Origin of the sequence: Streptomyces sp. NBC_00038 (genome assembly GCF_026343635.1) — a bacterium.
GTDB lineage: Bacteria > Actinomycetota > Actinomycetes > Streptomycetales > Streptomycetaceae > Streptomyces.
The window spans coordinates 6,555,778-6,577,093 of record NZ_JAPELQ010000001.1 but is presented as its reverse complement, the minus strand read 5'-3'; the positions used below and the strand labels follow the sequence as shown (position 1 = coordinate 6,577,093).

At 69.8% G+C, this 21,316-nt stretch carries 20 protein-coding genes; 9 read left to right on the top strand and 11 right to left on the bottom strand.

The window, feature by feature from the left end:
- Positions 1-126: 126 nt before the first annotated feature.
- From OG219_RS29910 to OG219_RS29900, 3 genes are all read left to right on the top strand, one after another.
- On the top strand, positions 127-816 hold the full coding sequence (locus OG219_RS29910) for a response regulator transcription factor (RefSeq protein WP_266831632.1): 690 nt from the start codon (positions 127-129) through the stop codon (positions 814-816).
- Positions 813-2,288, top strand: a complete 1,476-nt coding sequence (locus OG219_RS29905) for a HAMP domain-containing sensor histidine kinase (protein WP_266831630.1) — start codon at positions 813-815, stop codon at positions 2,286-2,288. Before OG219_RS29910 ends, OG219_RS29905 begins: the two co-directional genes overlap by 4 nt.
- Positions 2,289-2,518: 230 nt before the next feature.
- A complete protein-coding gene (locus OG219_RS29900) occupies positions 2,519-4,384 on the top strand; it encodes a sulfatase (protein WP_266831628.1) in 1,866 nt (621 codons plus the stop codon).
- Positions 4,385-4,519: 135 nt separating this feature from the next.
- Here OG219_RS29900 and OG219_RS29895 read toward each other — a convergent pair whose 3' ends face one another.
- The 5 genes from OG219_RS29895 to OG219_RS29875 all read right to left on the bottom strand — a co-directional run bounded on the left by OG219_RS29895 (position 4,520) and on the right by OG219_RS29875 (position 9,170).
- Positions 4,520-4,924: an ATP-binding protein gene (locus OG219_RS29895; RefSeq protein WP_266831626.1), complete on the bottom strand. Its 405-nt coding sequence runs from the start codon at positions 4,922-4,924 to the stop codon at positions 4,520-4,522.
- Positions 4,925-5,052: 128 nt separating this feature from the next.
- Positions 5,053-6,609 (bottom strand): ABC transporter substrate-binding protein, encoded by a 1,557-nt coding sequence (locus OG219_RS29890; RefSeq protein ID WP_266831624.1) that lies wholly within the window; start codon positions 6,607-6,609, stop codon positions 5,053-5,055.
- 121 nt (positions 6,610-6,730) lie between these two features.
- Positions 6,731-7,498, bottom strand: coding sequence for a hypothetical protein (locus OG219_RS29885; protein WP_266831622.1), 768 nt, complete (start codon positions 7,496-7,498; stop codon positions 6,731-6,733).
- Between the two features lie 42 nt (positions 7,499-7,540).
- Positions 7,541-8,890, bottom strand: a complete 1,350-nt coding sequence (locus tag OG219_RS29880; protein ID WP_266831620.1) for a metallophosphoesterase — start codon at positions 8,888-8,890, stop codon at positions 7,541-7,543.
- A 16-nt stretch (positions 8,891-8,906) separates the two neighbouring features.
- On the bottom strand, positions 8,907-9,170 hold the full coding sequence (locus tag OG219_RS29875) for an SCO4848 family membrane protein (RefSeq protein ID WP_266831618.1): 264 nt from the start codon (positions 9,168-9,170) through the stop codon (positions 8,907-8,909).
- Positions 9,171-9,261: 91 nt separating this feature from the next.
- On the opposite strand from OG219_RS29875, the gene OG219_RS29870 reads away from it, so the two are divergent.
- The gene (locus OG219_RS29870; RefSeq protein WP_266831616.1) at positions 9,262-10,545 is read left to right on the top strand and encodes a D-alanyl-D-alanine carboxypeptidase family protein; all 1,284 of its coding nucleotides are present in this window, start codon (positions 9,262-9,264) and stop codon (positions 10,543-10,545) included.
- Here the strand turns inward: OG219_RS29870 and OG219_RS29865 are convergent.
- From OG219_RS29865 to OG219_RS29855, 3 genes are all read right to left on the bottom strand, one after another.
- Entirely contained in the window at positions 10,499-11,464 is a 966-nt protein-coding gene (locus OG219_RS29865; RefSeq protein WP_266831614.1) for a YihY/virulence factor BrkB family protein, read from the bottom strand. The two genes, OG219_RS29870 and OG219_RS29865, sit on opposite strands and share 47 nt — an antisense overlap.
- A 91-nt stretch (positions 11,465-11,555) precedes the next feature.
- Complete coding sequence (locus OG219_RS29860) at positions 11,556-12,608, bottom strand: decaprenyl-phosphate phosphoribosyltransferase (protein ID WP_266831612.1); 1,053 nt, start codon at positions 12,606-12,608, stop codon at positions 11,556-11,558.
- The gene (locus tag OG219_RS29855; protein ID WP_266831610.1) at positions 12,605-13,165 is read right to left on the bottom strand and encodes a phosphatase PAP2 family protein; all 561 of its coding nucleotides are present in this window, start codon (positions 13,163-13,165) and stop codon (positions 12,605-12,607) included. The genes OG219_RS29860 and OG219_RS29855 overlap by 4 nt, the downstream gene beginning before the upstream one ends.
- 142 nt (positions 13,166-13,307) lie before the next feature.
- Here OG219_RS29855 and OG219_RS29850 point away from each other — a divergent pair, with 142 nt between their 5' ends.
- Together OG219_RS29850 and OG219_RS29845 are read left to right on the top strand one after the other, a co-directional pair.
- On the top strand, positions 13,308-14,669 hold the full coding sequence (locus OG219_RS29850; RefSeq protein WP_266831608.1) for an FAD-binding oxidoreductase: 1,362 nt from the start codon (positions 13,308-13,310) through the stop codon (positions 14,667-14,669).
- On the top strand, positions 14,666-15,421 hold the full coding sequence (locus tag OG219_RS29845) for a decaprenylphospho-beta-D-erythro-pentofuranosid-2-ulose 2-reductase (RefSeq protein WP_266831606.1): 756 nt from the start codon (positions 14,666-14,668) through the stop codon (positions 15,419-15,421). Before OG219_RS29850 ends, OG219_RS29845 begins: the two co-directional genes overlap by 4 nt.
- Positions 15,422-15,451: 30 nt before the next feature.
- Here OG219_RS29845 and OG219_RS29840 read toward each other — a convergent pair whose 3' ends face one another.
- Complete coding sequence (locus OG219_RS29840) at positions 15,452-16,036, bottom strand: 2'-5' RNA ligase family protein (RefSeq protein ID WP_266831604.1); 585 nt, start codon at positions 16,034-16,036, stop codon at positions 15,452-15,454.
- A 200-nt stretch (positions 16,037-16,236) separates the two neighbouring features.
- Positions 16,237-17,250: a tryptophan--tRNA ligase gene (trpS, locus tag OG219_RS29835; protein ID WP_266831602.1), complete on the bottom strand. Its 1,014-nt coding sequence runs from the start codon at positions 17,248-17,250 to the stop codon at positions 16,237-16,239.
- A 77-nt stretch (positions 17,251-17,327) separates the two neighbouring features.
- Between trpS and OG219_RS29830 the strand changes: the two genes are divergently transcribed.
- Genes OG219_RS29830 through OG219_RS29820 form a run of 3 tightly spaced genes read left to right on the top strand, consistent with a single transcriptional unit; the run spans position 17,328 to position 19,767 of the window.
- On the top strand, positions 17,328-18,035 hold the full coding sequence (locus OG219_RS29830) for an RNA polymerase sigma factor (RefSeq protein ID WP_266831600.1): 708 nt from the start codon (positions 17,328-17,330) through the stop codon (positions 18,033-18,035).
- Positions 18,022-18,912, top strand: a complete 891-nt coding sequence (locus tag OG219_RS29825; RefSeq protein ID WP_266831598.1) for a hypothetical protein — start codon at positions 18,022-18,024, stop codon at positions 18,910-18,912. The genes OG219_RS29830 and OG219_RS29825 overlap by 14 nt, the downstream gene beginning before the upstream one ends.
- Before the next feature lie 57 nt (positions 18,913-18,969).
- Positions 18,970-19,767 carry a hypothetical protein gene (locus OG219_RS29820; RefSeq protein ID WP_266831596.1) on the top strand — a complete coding sequence of 266 codons (798 nt, stop codon included), beginning with the start codon at positions 18,970-18,972 and terminating at the stop codon, positions 19,765-19,767.
- A 66-nt stretch (positions 19,768-19,833) separates the two neighbouring features.
- Here the strand turns inward: OG219_RS29820 and OG219_RS29815 are convergent, their stop codons facing one another.
- Positions 19,834-21,282, bottom strand: a complete 1,449-nt coding sequence (locus OG219_RS29815; protein WP_266831594.1) for a glycine hydroxymethyltransferase — start codon at positions 21,280-21,282, stop codon at positions 19,834-19,836.
- Between the last annotated feature and the right edge of the window lie 34 nt (positions 21,283-21,316).

Sequence of the window (21,316 nt, the reverse complement as noted above, 5' to 3'; positions counted from 1 at the left end):
CCCCCGGGTCCTGAGCCCTCAGGATCTCCGCACCTCCCGCCGCGTGGCACCGCCCGCCCATGACTCTCAAGGAACTCCAAAGAGCGGAACCGCCCCGCTGTCAGTGGCGCCGCGGATACTGGGGGCATGACCGCTCACGAGGGATCCACCGTCCTCGTCGTCGAGGACGAGCCGAGCATCGCCGACGTCCTCACCATCGCCCTGCGCTACCACCGCTTCGAGGTGATGGTGGCGAGCACCGTCCGCCAGGCGCTCACGCTCGCCGAGCGCACCCGCCCCGACGCGGCGCTGCTCGACGTGATGCTGCCGGACGGCGACGGCCGGGCGCTGGGCCGCGAGCTGCGCCTGCGCCAGCCCGACCTGGCGATCGTGTTCCTCACCGCTCGGGACGCGCCGGCCGAGATCGTGGGCGCGCTCGGCTTCGGCGACGACTACATCACCAAGCCGTTCAACATCGACGAGGTCGTTGCCCGGATCACCGCTGTACTGCGCCGCACGCGCACGGCGGACATCCTGCCGGAGCGGCCGCCCCTGCGGTACGGCGATCTGGAGCTGGACGAGACGACGTACCGCGTGCACCGCGGGGACCGCACGGTGGAGCTCACCCCCACCGAGTACGCCCTGCTGCGCTTCCTGGTCCGCAACGGCGGTCGGATCGTCCCCAAGGAACAACTCCTGCGCCACGTATGGCAGTACGAGCACTCGGCCGAGTCGACCGTCGTGGAGACGTACATCAGCTACCTGCGCCGCAAGCTGGAACCGCTGGGGCCGCCGGTGATCCAGACCCGGCGGGGCGTCGGATACGGGCTCGCATGAGCGTCTGGCGCGTGGTGATCCCGCCCCTGAGGATCCGCCGTGCCCACAGCCACCACGGAGTCCACTCGCTGCGCGGCGGACTCACGCTCGCGAACGTGGCGCTGCTGGCCCTGGGCATCATCATGGCGACCGCCGTGAGCCTGATGGGCATGCGGCACTATCTGCTCGACCAGATCGACGCGGATCTGGCCAAGACGCGTGACTCACTGGGCAGTTCGCAGCTCACCATGCGGCAGATCGACTCACTGAGCGCGCTTACCTTCATACGCGACCGGCTCGTACCGGAGACGGACAACTCGCCGACGCCGGACTCGATCTTCACGGCCGTCGACGGGAGCGGGACCGCCGTCTCCATAGGCGGCTTCAAGCTGACCGGTTCCCAGCTCGCCCTGGCCGCCGCCGTGGACGACCCGCGCGCACTCACCGCTGACCCCGAACCGCACGACGTCACCGTGCAGGGCGCCGCCTACCGGACCACGGGGGCGCGGCTCGCCGACGGCACGTACGTCCTGCTCGCCACCTCCACCGACGGGCTGCACAACGGCATCGCGAAGGCGCTCAAGCTCGATGTGGCCTTCGGGACACTGCTGTTGGCGCTGCTCGGATGCCTGACGATGTTCAGCGTGCGCCGCCGGATGCGGCCGCTGGAGGACATGGTGGAGACCTCGTCGGCCATCGCCGAGGGGGATCTGACCCGGCGGGTGCCCTCCAACCGCCATCCGACCCAGGAGGTCGAGCAGCTGCGGATCGCCCTCAACTCCATGCTCCACCAGGTCGAGTCGGCGCACCGGACGCGTGAGCAGAGCGCGGCCCAGCTGCGCCGGTTCGTCGGCGACGCCTCGCACGAGCTGCGCACGCCGCTGTCCGCGATACGCGGCTATCTCCAGTTGATCGAGAAGGGCATGCTGCCCGATCCGGCCGAGCGCAGGCGGGCCTGGGACCGGATGCACGCGGAGGCCGACCGCATGGGGCGCCTCGTGGACGAGCTGCTCACGCTTGCCCGGCTCGACCAGCGGCCCGAACTGCGCTTCAAGAACGTCGACCTGAGCCGGCTGGTACGGGACGCAGCGGAGGATCTGCGGGCCCAGCAGCCGGACCGCCCGGTGACCGTCGGCGCCGACGGTACGCTCCTCGTGCACGCCGACGAGTCGGGGCTGCGGCAGGTGCTCGGCAACCTCGTGGGCAACGTACGTACCCATACGCCCGCGGAGGTGCCGGTGCGGCTCGGTCTGGAGCGCGCGGACGGTGTCGTACGACTGTGTGTCGCGGACGAGGGTCCGGGGCTTGCGGAGGACGACGCGGCGCGTATCTTCGACCGGTTCTTCCGGGCGGGCGGTGGGGCGGGCAGCGGGCTGGGCATGGCGATCGTGCAGGGTGTGGTGACCGCGCACGGGGGCGAGGTGGCGGTGCGCACATCGCCGGGTGCGGGGCTGGCGGTGACGGTGTCACTGCCGACGCGGCAGCGGGCGTGAGTCCTTCTCGTCGCCTTGCTCGACCCTTGCTCGGTCCTTGGCTCGGCCCTTCGCTCGGCCCGTGTGAGTTTGCTTGACCAAATGTGGTGATCCGCTTGACCGGAAGCGGACCTGGATGATTGAACAGGGGCCGCCGGCGTGCCGTACACAATCACAGGTGGAACCGGCCTGGTCAGGCTGATCCGCCCGCACCAGCACAGCACAGGGTTTCGCACGGAAGGACCACCGGGTTGTCGTTCAACACGAGCTCTCGACAGCTGCCGAAAACGGGCGAGGCGACGGACGGGACGCAGGCGCCTCCGGAGGACAGCGTGACGCCGGAGGCCGGTTCCGAGCCGACGCCTGCATCCGAAGCCGTTCCCACTCCGGAGACCGAGCCGGAGGCCACTGCCGAGTCCGCGCCGGAAGCGGCCCCCGCGCCGGCCCCTGGCCGGTTTCGTCGCTGGCGCGGCTGGCGCGACAGGTACCCCCGCGCCGCGAAGGCGGTGTCATGGACCACCACCGCCCTCGCCACCGCACTCGTGCTGTTCACCCTGCTCATGTCGAACAACCCCGCCGGTATAAAGCCCATCGCGTTCGTACGCATCCCCGTGGAGGCGATCTTCGGCGCCGCCGTACTGATCGCCCTGCCGCGCAAGCCGCGCATCGTCGTGGCGGCGCTCGCGGGGCTGGGCCTCGGCGCGCAAATGATCCTGAACTTCCTCGACATGGGGTTCTTGGAGTACCTCGGGCGGGACTTCAACCTGGTCCTTGACTGGGCCCTGTTCTCCGACGCGCAGGCGTACCTCCAGGACACGATCGGCGAGACGGGCGCGCTCGGCGCCGTCATCGCGCTCGTGGTCTTCGTCCTCGTCCTGCTCGTCGTCATGGCGCTGTCGGTCGTCCGGCTGGGCAACATCATGGCCCGGCACACCGCCATCGCGACCCGCACGACGCTGGTGTTCGGCACCGTCTGGGTCGCGTGCGCGGCACTCGGCGTGCAGTTCACCACCGACATGCCGGTCGCCTCCGGGCGCTCGGCCAACCTCCTCCGTGCCCGGATGGAAGCTGTGGAGGTGACCCTGAAGGACGAGGCGGAGTTCGCCAAGGTGGCCAAGAAGGACGCCTTCGCCAACACCCCGCCGGACCAGCTGCTGACCGACCTGCGTGGCAAGGACGTGCTGATCACCTTCATCGAGAGCTACGGCCGCAGCGCGATCGAGGACCCGGTCATCTCACCGGGGGTGACCTCGGTCCTCACGGCCGAGAACGAGAAGCTGCGCAAGGCCGGTTTCGCGGCGGAGAGCGGCTGGCTCACCTCGTCGACGTACGGCGGAAACAGCTGGCTGGGCCACTCCACCTTCATGTCGGGCCTGTGGATCAACAACCAGCAGCGCTACCGCACCGTCACCTCGGGCGACCACCTGACCCTCACCGGCGCCTTCACGAAGACGGGTGCCTGGCGCACGGTCGGCATCATGCCGGGCATCCAGCAGACCTGGCCGGAGGGGAAGTTCTACGACCTCGACACCATCTACGACTCGGGCGATCTCGGTTACAAGGGCCCGAAGTTCAGCTGGTCCACCATGCCCGACCAGTACACCCTGGCCGCGTTCGAACGCCTGGAGCACGGCAAGAAGCAGGACAAGCCCCTCATGGCGGAGATCGTCCTGACCTCCAGCCACCAGCCCTGGGCACCCCTTCCCAAGACGGTCCCCGATGACCAGCTCGGCGACGGCTCGGTCTTCGACGCCATCGAGAAGGAGGGCAAGGACCCCGCGGACATCCTCACCAGCTCCCCCAAGTCGAAGGAGGAGTACGGCAAGTCCATCCAGTACTCGGTGACCAGCCTCATCGACTACCTGGCGAAGTACGGCGACGACAACACCGTCCTCGTCTTCCTCGGCGACCACCAGCCCATCACCCGGGTGACCGGCGACAGGTCCATCCGTGACGTGCCGATCTCGATCGTCGCCAAGGACCCGAAGGTGCTCGACAAGATCGACAGCTGGGGCTGGACGGACGGACTGCAGCCCGAAAAGAACGCCCCGGTCTGGAAGATGAGCGACTTCCGCGACCGCTTCATGACGGCGTACGGTTCCACGCCGGCGCCTTGATGAGGCAGGTCACGTGGCTGTCGTCGCCACGCACCCTGCCGGCAGGTCACGTGGGCGCCGCCACGGATAACGTGAGTGCCGCCGCGCGCCCTGCGACAGGTCACGTGGGCGCAGCCCCCGCACCCTGCTGCCAGATCACATGGACGACGCCGCCACGACCACCCACACCGTCTTCCCATACCGGCCCCTGCTCCACACCCCCCACGCCTCGGCGATGCTCTCGACGATGTGAAGCCCGCGGCCCGTCTCCTCCCACTCGGCGACCGTCCGCAGCCGGGGTTCGGTGAAGCCCTCGTCGGAGACCTCGATGAAGCAGGAGCCGTCGGCGAGGGCGGTCACCGCGACCTCGAACTCCCTTTCAAGGAGCGGGCCGTGGCGCACCACGTTGGTCACCAGCTCGGAGACGAGCAGGACGGCGTCCGCGAGGGCCGGGTCGTCGGTGCTGTGGCCCCAGTCGGCCAGATGGTCCCGTACGCGGTGCCGGGCGAGACCGACGGACGCCGGATGCCGGGGCAGCCGGAACGAGTTGCGTCTCAGCACATCGACTCCTCACCCCGCACACATCTCCGACACATGATGCTGCGTTGGGCAAGGGTGCGCTGTCACTCGGGTGAGTAACGACCCACGGGATCACGACACTTGTCATACCCGGGAGATCGCGCCGGTTGTCATATCCAGCTCAGCCGCCAGAGGCGGAAGACACCGGTCCCGTCCGACAGATACTGGCCACCGCCGACGTCCTCACTGCTGAGTACGTACTCCTTGCGCTGCCAGAGGGGAATCAGCGGAACATCGCGGGCCACGACGTCCTGCAACTCCCGGAAGTCGGCGGTGGTGACGCTCCGGTCCTCGTTCTTCTGAGTGGCCAGAATCAGCCGGTCGACCTCCTTGCTGCTGTATCCGTTCTTCATGCTGTTGCCGGTGCCGACGAGCGGGGCGCTGAAGGTGTCGGCGTCCGGGAAGTCGGCGACCCAGCCGACCGCCCAGGCGTCCAACTCCCCCTCCGCGTAACGCTTCTGGAAGTCGGTCCACTCGTACCCCTTGGTCTCCACCGCGAACAGCCCACCCGCCTCCAGCTGCCGCTTCAGCTCGGCGGCCTCGTCCTTCGCGGCGCCCCGCCCTTCGGCGTACCCGTAGGTGAAGCGGACCGGCAGTTGCACCCCGGCCTCCTCCAGAAGCGCCCGCGCCTTGTTCGCGTCGGGCTTGGGATTGGCGTCGAAGAACGACGTGGAGTGGCCGGTGATGCCGGTCGGGACGAGCCCGTACAGCGGATCGGTGGTCCCTTTGTACGTCTCGCTGACCAGTTGCTCGCGGTTGATCAGCGCGGCGACGGCCTGACGTACGCGGCGGTCGTGCAGCGGCGAGTCCGCGCGGACGTTCAGCACAAGGTTGCGGCTCTCGGGGCTGTCGGCCTCCGTGACGCGCTGATTCGGATCGCTCGCCGTGAGTTCGGCAAGCACCTCAGGGGGCAGTTGCCGGGTGGCGACATCGAACTCCTTCGCCTTCCAACCACTGTTGAGCGCCTTCGAGTCGGCGTAGTAGCGCAACTCGATGGGCCGACCACCGTCCTTGACCGCACCCTTGTAACGCGGGTTGGGATTCAGAACGGCGCGCCAGTTCTTCGTATACCTCTTCAGCACATACAGCCCGGTGCCGTCCGCGCCGGTGTCCGTACGCAGACCGTCCTTCGGATACCGGGTGTGGTCGACGATCGAGCCGGCGCCGGTGGCCACCTTGAACGGGAACGTGGCATCGGGCGAGGACAAATGAAAAGTGACCGTCTGCCCACTGGCCTCCACCGAACCGAGCGTGCCGAAGAGGCTCGCGGGGCCCACCTCGGAGTTGATGCCCTTCACCCGGTCGAAGGAGAACTTCACATCCTCGCCGGTCATCCTGAGCCCGCTCGGAAACGTCAGGTCGTCACGCACGGTGCAGCGGTACGTACGCAGCCCACTCCCCACGAAGCCACAGCTCTCCGCCGCGTCCGGCACGGGGGTGGCACCGCCCGGCTCGAACGTCAGCAGCGTCTGGAACACGTTGCTGAACAACGCCCAGGATCCGGCGTCGTAGGCACCAGCCGGGTCGAGCGACGTCACCACATCCGTCGTCCCAACCGTGATCGTCCTGTTCCTGTCCCCCTGCGACGGTAACAACTGCCAGCCGCCGACTCCCGCGCCCGCCAACACCAACAACGTCGCAAGAATCCGTATGCGAACGGATCGCATCGGTTGCCTCCCCAGGCCCCACCCCCGCGTCACTCCCCAGTGACGCGGGTCACCTAACCACAGGAGTTTCAACTGTGGGAAGGGGTATCCGATGGCTCAAATCAGCTTGTGGGTAGGCGAGTTACCGCAGGGGGTCGTCGGGGTTTCCCCTCCGGACAGGAGAGGACGCGGACTGCCGCCGTGACCCAGCGGCGCGCTCGCGGTCCCCGAAGTGAACCGCGACAAGCAGCACCGCGAGAGCCCCGACGAAGCGGCTGACAATCTCGAACAGATCCTTCTCCATCCCGTCCCGCAGTCCCAGCAGACCGGCCCACCCCGTCCACCGCAGGATGAGGGAGTAGAACCAGCCGACCAGAGCCATAGGGGCCAGTACGACGGCGAACCGGCCCTCACCCGAGGTACGCAGTTCCAGCAGGCGGCGGTACATCTCCCCCGCCTCGGCCAGCGGCGGCTCGCCCTTCTCACGCCGTACCCGGGCTTCATGGACGTACCAGAGCACGGCGCCGATCAGGCATGCGCACAGCGCGGCGATGGCCAGCGCCCTCGGACCGGATCCCCCCTGCTCCCAGGACGTCCACATCCAGACGAAGGACCCGGCCCACATCGCCCCGCCCGATTGACAGCAGACCCAGATCGCCCAGGCCCACCCGGAGGTCACGCGGCGCAGGATCCCGCGTGCGTGGACGGCGAGCAGAATCGACATGGCCATGGGGGCGAACCGCGCCACATCCCCATAGTCGCGAAGAGGCTGTTCCACGGACGACTGTCCGCCCGGGAGATGCCACACCCGGTAGAACACCCAGAACACGACAAACAGCGCCGCCAACAGCCAGCCGAGAACCAGCCTTCCGGCTGCCGACGAGAACAAAATCCTTCTGGGTGTGGTCACAACGCGCCATCAAAGATCAGGAACCTGTGAGAAGGCAGGTTGTCAGGCCTGCCGCGAAGCCAGCTCAACCACCGTGATGTCCGACGGCGCCCCCACCCGCGTGGGCGGCCCCCAGGCCCCCGCACCCCGGCTGACGTACAACTGCGTGTCCCCGTACCGCTCCAGCCCTGCCAGGGTCGGATTCGCGAGGTCGGCGATGAAGTTGCCCGGCCACAGCTGCCCTCCGTGGGTGTGGCCGGAGAGCTGGAGGTCGACGCCGTACTCGACGGCATCGTGGATTTGGACCGGCTGGTGGGCCAGCAGGACGCTCGTCCGTGAAGTGTCCCGGTCGCCGAGCGCCTTGGCGAAGTCGGGACCCTGGCCCTCACTCTCGCCCGCCACGTCGTTCACCCCGGCGAGGTCGAAGGCGGGCAGCTCCACCCGAGCATTCTCCAGCGGACGCAGACCGAGCCGCCGTACCTCCTCGACCCACTGCTCGGCACCGGAGAAGTACTCATGATTGCCGGTGACGAAGAACGCCCCGTGCCGGGCCTTGAGCTGGGCGAGGGGTGCGGCCGCAGGCCCGAGATCCTTCACACTGCCGTCGACCAGATCACCGACCACCGCGATGAGATCGGGCTGGGTGGAGTTGATGGTGTCGACAACACGCTGCGCGAAGCCCCGCCCCAGCACCGGGCTCAGGTGGATGTCGCTCACCACCGCGATCCGGAATCCGTGCGCCGAGCGCGGCAGCTTGGCCAGCGGCACGGTCACACGCTTGACCGAGGGCCCGCGCAGAACGCCGTACGTCCCGTACCCAACGGTGCCGACAGCGGCAGCCGCCGCAACACCACCCACCACGCGGGAGACGAAAAGGCGGCGGGACGGCCCAGCACCCGTTTTCGCCCCCGCCGAACCGGCAGAAGGGGACGTACCGGAACGTCCGCCCGCAGCGGCTGGCGCGTCAACACCCCCGGCTTCCAAAGCAACCGATTCCGCGCCAGACCGAGGACGGATGCTCCGGTGCGGCCCCGACCCCACGACAACCGTGGGCGGTTCGGCCGAGGCGGACACGCCGGACTCGGCAGCCCCCCGCCGCTCCAGGAACCGCCGCAGCAACGGCCGTACGACCTCCCCCACGAACAGGGCCAGGCCAAGGTAGATGAACAGCGCCAGCCACAGGAACCCGGGCCAGGCCAAGATCCGCTGAAGCCAGAACGGCGCACCGCCGCGCTCGGCGGCGAGGGCGGAGACCATCAGCAGGGGCCCGGCGACAAACACGACAGCACCCGCACGTCGGGCAAGCCCCGGCCCGCGGGTCGTGTCGCGCACAAGGCGGCGCCACTCGTACCAGTGCAGTGCCACGATGGCGGCCACCACAGCCACCAGGATGATCACAAAGACGACGACCACGGTCCCGTACCCCCGTTTATGACGACGACGTCGCGCGAGACGCCGGCTCGCGCAAGGCGCGGACCCCGCGCAACCCGATGCCCCCGACAACCGTCCCCAACACAAAGGAGACGACGGCGAGCGTCAGGTGCACCCAGAAGTACGCCGTCGGATCCCCCGCGTCGTCGAACGCCAGCCCGCTGCCGTCCTTGAACAGATTCTTGATGAAAGTGATCCAGATGACCCAGCTCCACACCCCGAAGGCGAGCAGGAACCAGGAGACGGGGCGGGTGAGCTTCATGGGTTCAGTATCGCCGCCGCCGGCCGGTACCCGCCGCCGGGGTGGGGAGGGGGTTGGGACTTCCCGCCCGGAGCCCTGTACTTTCTCGACCGTGCCCGCCACCAATAAGACCGTCACGCGATCCTTGCTGGTCACTTCCGCCACCCTGTTGTCCCTTTCGCTCACGGCCCCCGCCTTCGCGGACGCGAGCCCGTCGGCCACCCCGTCGACAAGCCCGTCGGCCACACCCCCGGCGAACATGTCGACGGTGGGCGGCGAACAGCTCGGCCAGGCAGGAACCCAGGTGAACCTGGGCACCGGCGCCCCCGTGCTCCCCAAGGACATCTCCGCACGCTCCTGGATCGTCTCCGACGCGGAGTCCGGTGAGGTCCTGGCCTCGCACAACGCGCATTGGCGGCTGCCCCCGGCGAGCACCCTGAAGATGCTGTTCGCCGACACGCTGCTGCCGATGTTCCCGAAGACGACGGAGCACAAGGTCGTGCCCTCCGACCTGGCGGGCATCGGCTCCGGCTCCAGCATGGTGGGGATAAAGGAGGACGAGACGTACACGGTCCACGACCTGTGGCTCGGCGTCTTCCTTCGCTCCGGCAACGACGCCGTGCACGTCCTGTCGGCGATGAACAAGGGCGTCGACCAGACGGTCGAGGACATGCAGGCGCACGCCGAGGAGCTCCAGGCCCTCGACACGCACGTGGTCAGCCCCGACGGCTACGACGCGAAGGGCCAGGTGTCATCGGCGTACGACCTGACACTGTTCGCCCGCTCCGGGCTGCAGAAGAAGGACTTCCGCGAGTACGCCTCGACGGTGTCGGCGAAGTTCCCGGGCGAGACGACGAAGAACAGCAAGGGCAAGACGACCCGCGGGACCTTCGAGATCCAGAACACCAACCGCCTGCTCACCGGCGACAGCGACATCTCGCAGTACCAGGGCATCGCAGGTGTGAAGAACGGCAACACCACGAACGCGGGCGCCACCTTCACCGGCGTCGCCGAGCGCAGCGGCAAGGTGCTGCTCGTCACGGTCATGAACCCGGAGAAGGACGAGCACAACCAGGTCTACAAGGAGGCGGCCGCCCTCCTCGACTGGGGCTTCAAGGCGGCGGGCAAGGTCGAGCCGGTGGGCGAGCTGGTGCCGCCGCAGGGCGTCGACTCGAGCGCGCAGCCGGGCGCGAACGCGTCGTCCACTCCGGGTGCGGACGGCACGGGCGAGGCGTCCACGAAGCCGGTGGCCGCGTCGGCGGACGCGAGCGACGGTTCGAGCGGCGTAGGGATCGCCCTGGCCATCACGGGCGGCCTGCTCGTACTGATCGCGGCGGGCGGCTTCCTGGTCAACCGCCGCTGGCCGCTGCCGGACCTGATGCGCCGGCGTCGCTGACCCCCTCCTCGGCCTCGGCCTCAGCCTCCGCCTCCACCGCGGCCTCGACCTCCGCCTCGTCGGGCTCACCCTCCCCACTCTGCGTCGCCGTCCAGGCGGCGCAGAACAACAGCAGCTTCGCGGTGAAGTTGATCCAGAGCAGCAGCGCGATGGGCACCCCGAAGGCCCCGTACATGCTCTTCGACGCGACCCCCTTCATATAGCTGCTGAGCAACAGCTTGAGCAGCTCGAACCCGGCGGCGCCGATCAGCGCTCCGACGACGAGCCGACGCCGCGGCGGCTCGACACCGGGCAGCAGCGTCAGGACGTACAGCAGGAGCAGGAAGTCGGCGAGTACGGCGACGGCGAACGCGGCGACCTGCAGCAGGACACCGCCCCAGCCGTCCTCGTCGACACCCATCTGCCGGGCCGTCCAGCCGACCATGGTGGAGGCGACGGCGGAGACGGCGACGGTGACGAGTACGGCGCCGCCGAGCCCGACGAGCACGCCCGCATCCTTGAGCTTGGCCAGGAGGGGGTTCTCCTCCGGCTCCGGCAGCTCCCACACCGCCCGCAGACACTCCCGCATCTGGCCGACCCAGCCGATGCCGGTGACCAGCAGAATGGCGCCCGCGATGACGCCGATCGTGCCGGCGTTCTGGACCAGCGAGTTGATGTCGAGCTGGTCGGAGATGCCCGGCACCTGCTCGGCGAGCTTGTCCTGGAGCTCCTCCTGCTGCTCGCTGCTCAGCGTGGCGGCGGCGATCGCGGCGGCGACGGTGAGCAGCGGGAAGAGCGCGATGAAGCTGATGAAGGTCATCGCGGCGGCGAGCCGCGTCCACTTCACCCGGTCGAGCCGCTCGTACGACCGCCACGCGTGCGTGGCCATCAGGCGGGCGACCAACGGTCCCACGCCGGGAAGCTTCTTCAACCAGTCCATGATCCGACTCTGCCCTCGCCTCGGAAAACCAATGTGCGGGTACCCCAAAACGGGGACAGGTGCCGTTGGCCAAGGCCGAGCCTGCCAAGCCTCACCAGTTCGCCACCGCGAGCCCGTACATCGCCAGCCACACCACCCCGATGAGCGCGAGCGCCCGGTCCCGGAGCACCACGTCCTCGGGCTCGCCCGCGGTTCCCCGGTCGGCGAAGACGGCGTACCGAAGAACGGCCAGGATGAAGGCGATCATCGACAGCTGCCGCCACGGCAGCAGGCCGGCGCTGGGCACCCCGCCCTCCTCCAGGGCCCACAGGCAGTAGCCGAGGACGGCGACCCCGGCGGCCAGCTGCCAGACGAAGCGCAGGTAGCCGGTGGTGTACTCGGTGAGCAACGCGCGCGTGGCGCCCGCTTTCCCGGCCATCTGCACGGCCTCGGAGTAACGCTTCGCCGAGACCATGAACAGAGCCCCGAAGCCGGTGGTGATCAGGAACCACCGCGAGAGCGGGATACCGAGAGCGAGCCCGCCGATCATCGCCCGCATCAGGAACCCGCTCGTGACGACGGCGAGGTCGACGACCAGGACGTGCTTGAGGCTGACGCAGTACGCCAGTTGCATCCCGATGTACGCGGTCAGCAGCGCGGAGACGACCGGCGGACAGAGCCAGGCGGCGGCGATCGGCGCGAGGGCGGCGAGGGCGCCTCCGACGGCGTACGCGACCGGGACGGGGACCTGGCCCGCGGCGACCGGGCGATGGCGCTTGACGGGGTGGGCGCGGTCGGCGGCGGCGTCCCTGGCGTCGTTGATCAGGTACACGGCGGCCGCGCAGGCGGTGAAGAGCACGAAGACGAGAGTGAGTTGGGTGAGCGCGTGCCGCGAGAAGAGCTGGCCCGCGGCGGCCGGCGCGGCCACGACGAGCACGTTCTTCACCCACTGGCGGGGGCGCGCGGTGATGAACAGCCCCCGAGCCAGGCGCGTGAGGCGCCCGAAGGGCGTGAAACTCTTCGCGCGCGCCGAAGTGAACGGCGCGCACTCCAGAAGCACAGCGCCCGCCGCACGCTCAGAGCGCTCCACCCCCTCCACGCACTCCCTGCGCTCCGCCCGCTCCCTGCGCTCCGCCCGCTCCATGCGCTCCATGCGCTCCGTCACAGCCGCCCCCCGATCCAGCGCGCACCGAGCCGAGCCGTCACCGCACCCAGCGCAGCCCCCGCGGCGACGTCCGAGGGATAGTGCACGCCGACGACCATCCGCGACACACACATCACCGCAGCGACCGGCGGAATCACCCGCCCCCCGAGCGCCCCCAGCGCGCCGTACGCGACCGCCGCGGCCGCCGCCGAGGTGGCGTGCGAGCTGGGAAAGGAGTGGCGTCCGGCCGTACGTACCAGCGGCACCACATGCGCGGGCCGCGGACGGCGCACGATCCGTTTCACGCCCATGCTGACGGCGTGCGCACCGGCGGTGAGCGCCGTCGCGCGCAACCACGCTCCGCGCCGCTCCCTGTCGACGGCCGCCCCCGCGATCCCCACGGCCAGCCACAGCGCGCCGTGCTCCCCGCTCCAGGACAGGGCTCGCGCGACGGCCGCCACACGGGAGTCGGCGCCGCACTCATGGAGGGCCGACAGCAGCCTGTGATCGATGCCGCCGGGCTCGCCACCAGCGTCATCGCGAGGGCTGCCGTCAACGTCGTCGTCAAGTTCGTCCATGTGATCTCACTCTTCTAGGGAGCAGCCACAGAACTAAGACAATCTATGACGACATCCCATTAATCACCCATTTCAGTGAGGACCTATGAGAGCAGGAGAGGTCAGGGCGTAATACCCCTTTACCGACGCTACGGTCACGGTCATGCCCGCCGACACCGTCACCGTCACGGGTTGGGGCCGCACCGCCCCGACCGCCGCCCGCCTGGTCCGCCCGCGCAGCTACGAGGAGGCGGCCGCGGCCGTACGCGAGTGCGGGGCACGCGGAGGCATCGCGCGGGGCCTGGGACGGGCGTACGGGGACGCGGCGCAGAACGCGGGCGGAGCGGTGCTCGACATGACGGGCCTGGACCGGATCCACGCCATCGACGCCGACGGCGGAACCGTGCTCTGCGACGCCGGAGTGAGTCTGCACCGGCTGATGGAAGTGCTGCTGCCGCTGGGCTGGTTCGTGCCGGTCACGCCCGGGACCCGCTATGTGACGGTCGGCGGCGCGATCGGCGCGGACATCCACGGCAAGAACCACCACGGGTCGGGCTCGTTCGCCCGCCATGTGCTCTCCTTCGAGCTGCTGACCGCGGACGGCGAGATCCGCACGGTGGACCGCGACACACCCCTCTTCGACGCCACGGCGGGCGGTATGGGCCTCACCGGCGTGATCCTCAGGGCGACCCTCCGGCTCCAGCCCGTGGAGACCTCGCTGATGTCCGTCGACACGGAACGCGCGGCGGATCTCGACGACTTGATGGCCCGCCTCACCGCCACGGACCACCGCTACCGGTACTCGGTCGCCTGGATCGACCTCCTCGCGCGCGGCAAGTCGATGGGGCGCTCGGTGCTGACCCGCGGCGACCACGCGCCGCTCGATTCGCTGCCCCCACGCGCGCGTAGACACCCATTGGCGTTCCGTCCCTCGCAGCTCCCCGCCGCCCCCGCCTTCGTACCGGAGGGACTGCTCGGCCGCTCGACGGTCGGCCTCTTCAATGAGCTCTGGTACCGGAAGGCGCCACGCGCGCGTGCCGGTGAACTGCAGAAGATCTCCACCTTCTTCCACCCCCTCGACGGGGTCCCCCGCTGGAACCGGATCTACGGGCGCGGCGGCTTCGTGCAGTACCAGTTCGTCGTGGGACACGGCCAGGAGGACGCGCTCAGGCGGATCGTGGAGAGGATCTCGGGGCACCGGTGCCCGTCCTTCCTCGCCGTTCTCAAGCGCTTCGGAGAGGGCGATCCGGGCTGGCTGTCCTTCCCGATGCCCGGCTGGACCCTCGCCCTCGACATCCCCGCCGGTCTGCCCGGTCTCGGCCCCTTCCTCGACGAGCTGGACGAGGGGGTCGCGGGGGCCGGCGGGCGCGTCTACCTCGCGAAGGACTCGCGGCTGCGGCCGGAGCTGCTGGGTGTCATGTATCCACGACTGGCCGAATTCCGTTCGCTGCGGGCCGAGTTGGATCCGCGTGGGGTGTTCACGTCGGACCTGTCCCGTCGCCTCAATCTCCAGGAGTTGTCATGAAGGACGCCTTCGGTATCCCCCAGTCCCTGCTGATCCTCGGCGGCACGTCCGAGATCGCGCTCGCCACCGCGCGCCGTCTGATCGCCCGGCGCACCCGGACGGTGTGGCTCGCGGGACGGCCCTCGCCCGCCCTGGAGCGGGCCGCCGAGCACCTGCGCGGGCTGGGCGCGGACGCCCGTACCGTCGCCTTCGACGCTCTCGACCCCGAGTCCCACGAGACCCTGCTCGGCAAGGTCTTCGCCGAGGGTGACATCGACATGGTGCTGCTCGCGTTCGGCGTGCTCGGCGACCAGGCGCGGGACGAGCAGGACCCCGTGTCGGCGGTACGGGTCGCGCAGACCAACTACACGGGCGCGGTCTCGGCCGGCCTGGTGTGCGCGCGGGCACTCCAGGCCCAGGGGCACGGCTCCTTGGTGGTGCTCTCCTCCGTCGCGGGCGAGCGTGCCCGCCGCTCCAACTTCATCTACGGCTCCAGCAAGGCGGGCCTTGACGCCTTCGCCCAGGGCCTGGGCGACGCGCTGCACGGCACCGGCGTACACGTGATGGTCGTACGCCCCGGGTTCGTCGTCACGAGGATGACGGCCGGTCTGGCGCAGGCGCCGCTGGCCACCACTCCCGAGGCGGTCGCGACGGCCATCGAGACGGGCCTGCGACGACGCTCGGAGACGGTGTGGGTGCCGGGCGCACTGCGGCTCGCGATGTCGGCGCTGCGCCATGTGCCGCGCCCGGTGTTCAGGCGGCTGCCGATCTAACGCTCAGCCGGGGGCGCGCGGCGCGCTCGGTCAGAGCGCGGGCAGTGTGGTGTCGCGCTCCGCCGGCGCGCAGGCCTGCGGAGGCACCACCGCGCCGCCGAAGACGAACTCCCGCAGCTGGCGCCAGACCCCGTCCGCACCCTGTTCGTAGAGCGCGAACCCGGTGCACGGCCACGCGGCCCCGTACCCGGCGAGCTCCTCGTACGCCCGGTCCATCGCCTCGTCGTCGATGCCGTGCGCCACGGTGACGTGCGGGTGGTACGGGAACTGCAGTTCGCACGCCACGGGCCCGGAGGCGTCCCTGACCTGCTTCTGCAGCCAGGTGCAGGCCTCGGCCCCCTCGACGACCCGCACGAACACGACGGGCGACAGCGGGCGGAAGGTGCCCGTCCCGGAGAGCCGCATCGGGAAGGGGCGCCCGGCGGCGGCGACCTCGACGAGGTGCGCCTCGATCGCGGGCAGCGCCGAGTCGTCGACCTCCGTCGGCGGCACCAGGGTGACGTGCGTGGGGATGCCGGAAGCCGCGAGGTCACCGAAGCCCGCGCGCTGCTCCTGGAGCAGGCTGCCATGAGGCTCCGGGACCGCGATCGACACACCGATCGTTACGGTCCCCACGTCGTCTCCTGTCGTCGTATCGGTTCTTCTCGGTCCTCGCGGGCAGGGCTGGCCGCTCGGCTGGTACGGCTATCGACTGTACGGCGGTGCCGCCCGTTACCGGCTGTCGTACGGGTGTTGTGCTCGTCTCGTACTGGCTTTCGGACACGCTGTCGTCCTGACCGCCGGGGCGGCCGCGGTCCGCAAGCCAGTACCGGGTGTCAGTGCTTGGCAGGCAGGAAGCCGACCCTGTCGTACGCCTGGGAGAGCGTCTCCGCCGCGACGGCACGCGCCTTCTCGGCACCCTTGGCCAGGATCGAGTCGAGCGTCTCCGGGTCGTCCAGATACTGCTGGGTGCGCTCCCGGAACGGCGTCACGAAGTCGACCATGACCTCGGCGAGGTCCGTCTTCAGCGCACCGTAGCCCTTGCCGGCGTACTTCTCCTCCAGTTCGCCGATACCGGTTCCCGTGAGGGTCGAGTAGATGGTCAGCAGGTTGCTGATACCCGGCTTCTGCTCGGTGTCATACCTGATGACGGTGTCCGTGTCGGTGACCGCGCTCTTGACCTTCTTGGCCGTCGTCTTCGGGTCGTCCAGCAGGTTGATGAGGCCCTTCGGAGTGGACGCCGACTTGCTCATCTTGATCGACGGGTCCTGGAGATCGAAGATCTTCGCCGTCTCCTTGAGGATGTACGGCTTCGGAACCGTGAACGTCTGGCCGAAGCGGCCGTTGAAGCGCTCGGCAAGGTCCCGGGTGAGTTCGATGTGCTGCCGCTGGTCCTCACCGACCGGGACCTCGTTGGCCTGGTACAGCAGGATGTCCGCAACCTGGAGGATCGGGTACGTGAAGAGGCCGACGGAAGCACGGTCGGCGCCCTGCTTGGCGGACTTGTCCTTGAACTGGGTCATGCGGCTCGCCTCGCCGAAACCGGTGAGGCAGTTCATGATCCAGGCGAGCTGGGCGTGCTCGGGGACATGGCTCTGCACGAAGAGCGTGCAGCGGTCCGCGTCGAGCCCCGCGGCGAGCAGCTGCGCGGCGGCGAGCCGGGTGTTCGCGCGCAGGTCCGCGGGGTCCTGCGGGAGGGTGATCGCGTGCAGGTCGACGACCATGTAGAAGGCGTCGTGGGACTCCTGCAGAGCCACCCACTGGCGGACCGCGCCGAGGTAGTTGCCGAGGTGGAACGAGCCTGCGGTGGGCTGGATTCCGGAGAGCACGCGGGGACGATCAGAGGCCATGCCCTCATTCTCTCAGGTGTCTCTCATTGCTCGGGAACAGGTGGGAACCGATTGGGCTCGAGCGGTGTAACAACAGTGTGAGGACGCGGGAGGGGGGCCGCATCGTCGTCGACGAGGCCGTGGTGATCGCACGGGTACGCGCCGGGGAGCCGGAGGCGTACGCGGAGCTGGTGCGCGCCCATACGGGCATCGCGATCAGGGCGGCCAAGGCACTGGGGGCGGGTGCGGACGCGGAGGACGTGGTGCAGCAGGCCTTCATCAAGGCCTACTGCTCGCTGGGGCGCTTTCGGGACGGCGCGGCGTTCAAGCCGTGGCTGCTGTCGATCGTCGCCAATGAGACGAGGAACACAGTGCGGACGGCGGTGCGCCAGCGGACGCTGGCCGGCCGCGAGGCCGCGCTGGTGGAGGCGGAGCCGCTGATACCGGAATCGGCGGACCCGGCGCACGCGGCCCTGGAGATAGAGCGCCGCGTGGCACTGCTGGCCGCCCTGGACCAGCTGAGCGAGGACCACCGGCTCGTCGTCACCTACCGCTATCTGCTGGAGATGGACGAACCGGAGACGGCCCAGGCCCTGGGCTGGCCCCGCGGCACGGTGAAGTCCCGGCTCAACCGCGCCCTGCGAAAGCTGGGGCGGCTGCTGCCGGATTTCGAGCCTCGGGGTGGTGGCGGACCCCGGGAAGGTGAGCCGGAGCGCGAGGAGTCCCGGGGGCGCATGGAGTCCGGGGAAGGTGAGAGGTCTCGGGATCGTCAGGAGTCCCGGGAAGGAGGTGATGAGCATGGGTGAGTCGTACGAGAGCGGGGGCGCCGGGTCGTCCTCCGGCGACCGGGATCGGCGTGGGCGTGAGGGTGTCTCACGGCTGCCCGAGGAGCTGCGGGCGCTCGGGCGCTCGCTTGACGAGCCGGGGGCGGCCGGGAGCGAGTCGATGGTGGAGCGGGTGCTGGAGCAGATACTCGCCGAGCGAGTGCCGGTCCCGGTCGCCGAGCCTCCGGGGCACGGCGAGCGGCTCCGTGGGGTGCGCCGCTGGGCGCGGGTGCGCTGGCGCGCGCTGACCGCGGGGCTGTGCGGTCTGCTGACGGTCCTCGTGCTCACGCCTCCGGTGCGCGCCGCGGTCACGGACTGGTTCGGCTTCGGCGGGGTCGAGGTGCGGTACGACCCTTCGGCGGTGCCGTCACCCGGAGCCGAGGTGCCCGGCTGCGACGGCACCTCGCTGACACTCGCCGAGGCCGGGCGGCGTGCGGGCTTCGCACCACTCGTGCCCCCCGCCCTGGGGACACCGGGGGCGGTGATGGTGACGCGTGAGCCGAAGGGGCGGTTCCTGGTGACCCTGTGCTGGCGCGAGCAGGGGCACACGGTCCGGCTGGACGAGTTCGCGGCGCAACTCGACCCGATGTTCACCAAGACGGCGCGGGAGCAGCCGGAGTATGTGCCGCTGGGCGCGAGCACGGACTACGCGAATCAGGCCCTGTGGTTCCCCAGGCCCCATCTCCTGGAGCTCTGGCTGGTGGACGAGCACGGCGACCGGTTCACCCGCTCTCAGCGGACCGCCGGAGCGACCCTGCTCTGGATGCACGGAGGCGACATGACCCTTCGGCTGGAGGGCGTGGCGTCCAAGTCGCGGGCGGTGGAGATCGCCAAGTCCGTCAACCGGTCCGGGAATTAGCCGAGGAACTGGTCCGGGCGGAATGGGAACCCCGGCGGGTCGAGCGGTGTACCAGAAGTGACACGCGGCGTGCGGGCGGGCCGCACCTGGATCGACTGGCTGTTGGGGGTTCGGATGCGCAGGATTCGTGAACTGTTCGCGGCGCTGGGGGCGTTGGCGATGGCCGTCGCCGTGGTGCTGCTGAGTGCGCCGGCTGCGACGGCAGGCGGCCCGACGAGTGTGCTGGTGGTCTCGCCGGAGAGCGAGGAGAGCGCGGCGCTGTACTACTCGGACAAGGAGTACGGGGAGTTGCAGAACCTGCTGGGCGAGTCGGGCAGAGGCACACCCGAGGAGCCGCCCGGGCTGGGTGTGGGCAGCGGCCGTCAGATCAATGTCACGTGGCTGGTCCATGACGTGTCGCCGTGGCGGGTCGACCGCGTGTATCCGGACACGGCAGGGGGCGGAGACGTTTGGATACACACGGCGACCGACGTGCCGACGTCCATGAACGGCTACTGGCACAAGGCCGGGCAGCCGGACGAGGTACGCACTCTGTTCAAGAAGCTCGGCGTGCTCGGCAATTCGGCGGGCGACGGATCCGGGGCCGCCGACTATCCGGCGCCGTGGCAGATGACGGAGGACGCCTCAGCCGCGCCCGCCGAGCAGTCCCGCACGACGGCAGCCGCGACGACGGGCGACGGTACCGACTGGTGGTGGGCGATACCGGGAGCGGCGGCCGGAGCGGTGCTGGCGCTGTTGCTGCGGCCACTTCTCCCGGAGATGACACGTCGGCTGTCACCGGCCCGCCGACGCGAGGAGCGGGAGGAGCGGGAGCAGCAGGAGCCGGGCCCGCGGCAGGAGCTGATCGACTTGTGAGGCTCGCGAGCCCCGTACGGCCCCTGAGGCTCGCGAACCCTCTGACGATCAGCTCCGGCCGCGAGGTCAGCCGAGGTCGATCTCCGGGTAGAGCGGGAAGCCGGCGAGGAGGTCGGTGGCGCGGTGGGAGATCTCGTCGGAGATCTTCGGGTCCAGGACGTGCTGGGCCTTGGACGGCTTGCCCTTGGCGGTGGTGCCGGCCTCGGCTGCGGTGAGGACGCGGTCGATCAGGCCCGCGATCTCGTCCATCTCGGTGCTGCCCAGACCACGGGTGGTGAGCGCGGGCGTGCCGATGCGGATACCGGAGGTGTACCAGGCGCCGTTGGGGTCGGCGGGGATGGCGTTGCGGTTGGTGACGATGCCCGAGTCGAGGAGGGCGGTCTCGGCCTGGCGGCCGGTGAGGCCGTAGGAGGAGGCGACGTCGATCAGGTTGAGGTGGTTGTCGGTGCCGCCGGTGACCAGGGTGGCGCCGCGGCGCATCAGGCCCTCGGCGAGGGCGCGGGCGTTGTCGACGACGGCCTGGGCGTAGTCGCGGAACTCGGGGCGGCGGGCCTCGGCGAGTGCGACGGCCTTGGCGGCCATGACATGCGGAAGGGGGCCACCGAGGACCATCGGGCAGCCGCGGTCGACCTGCTCGGCGAGGGTCTCGTCGCACAGCACCATGCCGCCGCGCGGGCCGCGCAGTGACTTGTGTGTGGTGGTGGTGACGATCTGGGCGTGCGGGACCGGGTCGAAGTCGCCGGTGAGGACCTTGCCGGCGACGAGGCCGGCGAAGTGGGCCATGTCGACCATCAACGTGGCGCCGACCTCGTCCGCGATCTCCCGCATGATGCGGAAGTTCACCAGGCGGGGGTAGGCGGAGTAGCCGGCGACGATGATCAGGGGCTTGAACTCACGGGCGGAGGTGCGCAGGGCCTCGTAGTCGATGAGGCCGGTGGCGGGGTCGGTGCCGTAGGAGCGCTGGTCGAACATCTTGCCGGAGATGTTCGGACGGAAGCCGTGGGTGAGGTGGCCGCCGGCGTCCAGGGACATGCCGAGCATGCGCTGGTTGCCGAGGTCGCGGCGGAGCTGGGCCCAGTCGGCCTCGGTGAGGTCGTTGACGTTGCGGACGCCGGCCTTGGCGAGGGCGGGGGCCTCGACGCGCTGGGCGAGGACGGCCCAGAAGGCGACGAGGTTGGCGTCGATGCCGGAGTGCGGCTGGGCGTAGGCGTGCTCGGCACCGAAGAGTTCGCGGGCGTGCTCGGCGGCGAGGGCTTCGACGGTGTCGACGTTGCGACAGCCGGCGTAGAAGCGGCGGCCGACGGTGCCCTCGGCGTACTTGTCACTGAACCAGTTGCCCATGGCCAGGAGGGTGGCCGGGGAGGCGTAGTTCTCGGAGGCGATCAGTTTGAGCATGTCGCGCTGGTCGGCGATTTCCTGGCCGATCGCGTCGGCGACCCGGGGCTCCACGGCCCTGATCACGTCAAGGGCGCTGCGGAAGGCGGTGGACTCGGTGGAAAGGGACTGCTCAGGCATGACGGCCTCCGGACGGCGTGGCGTATTGCGTTCA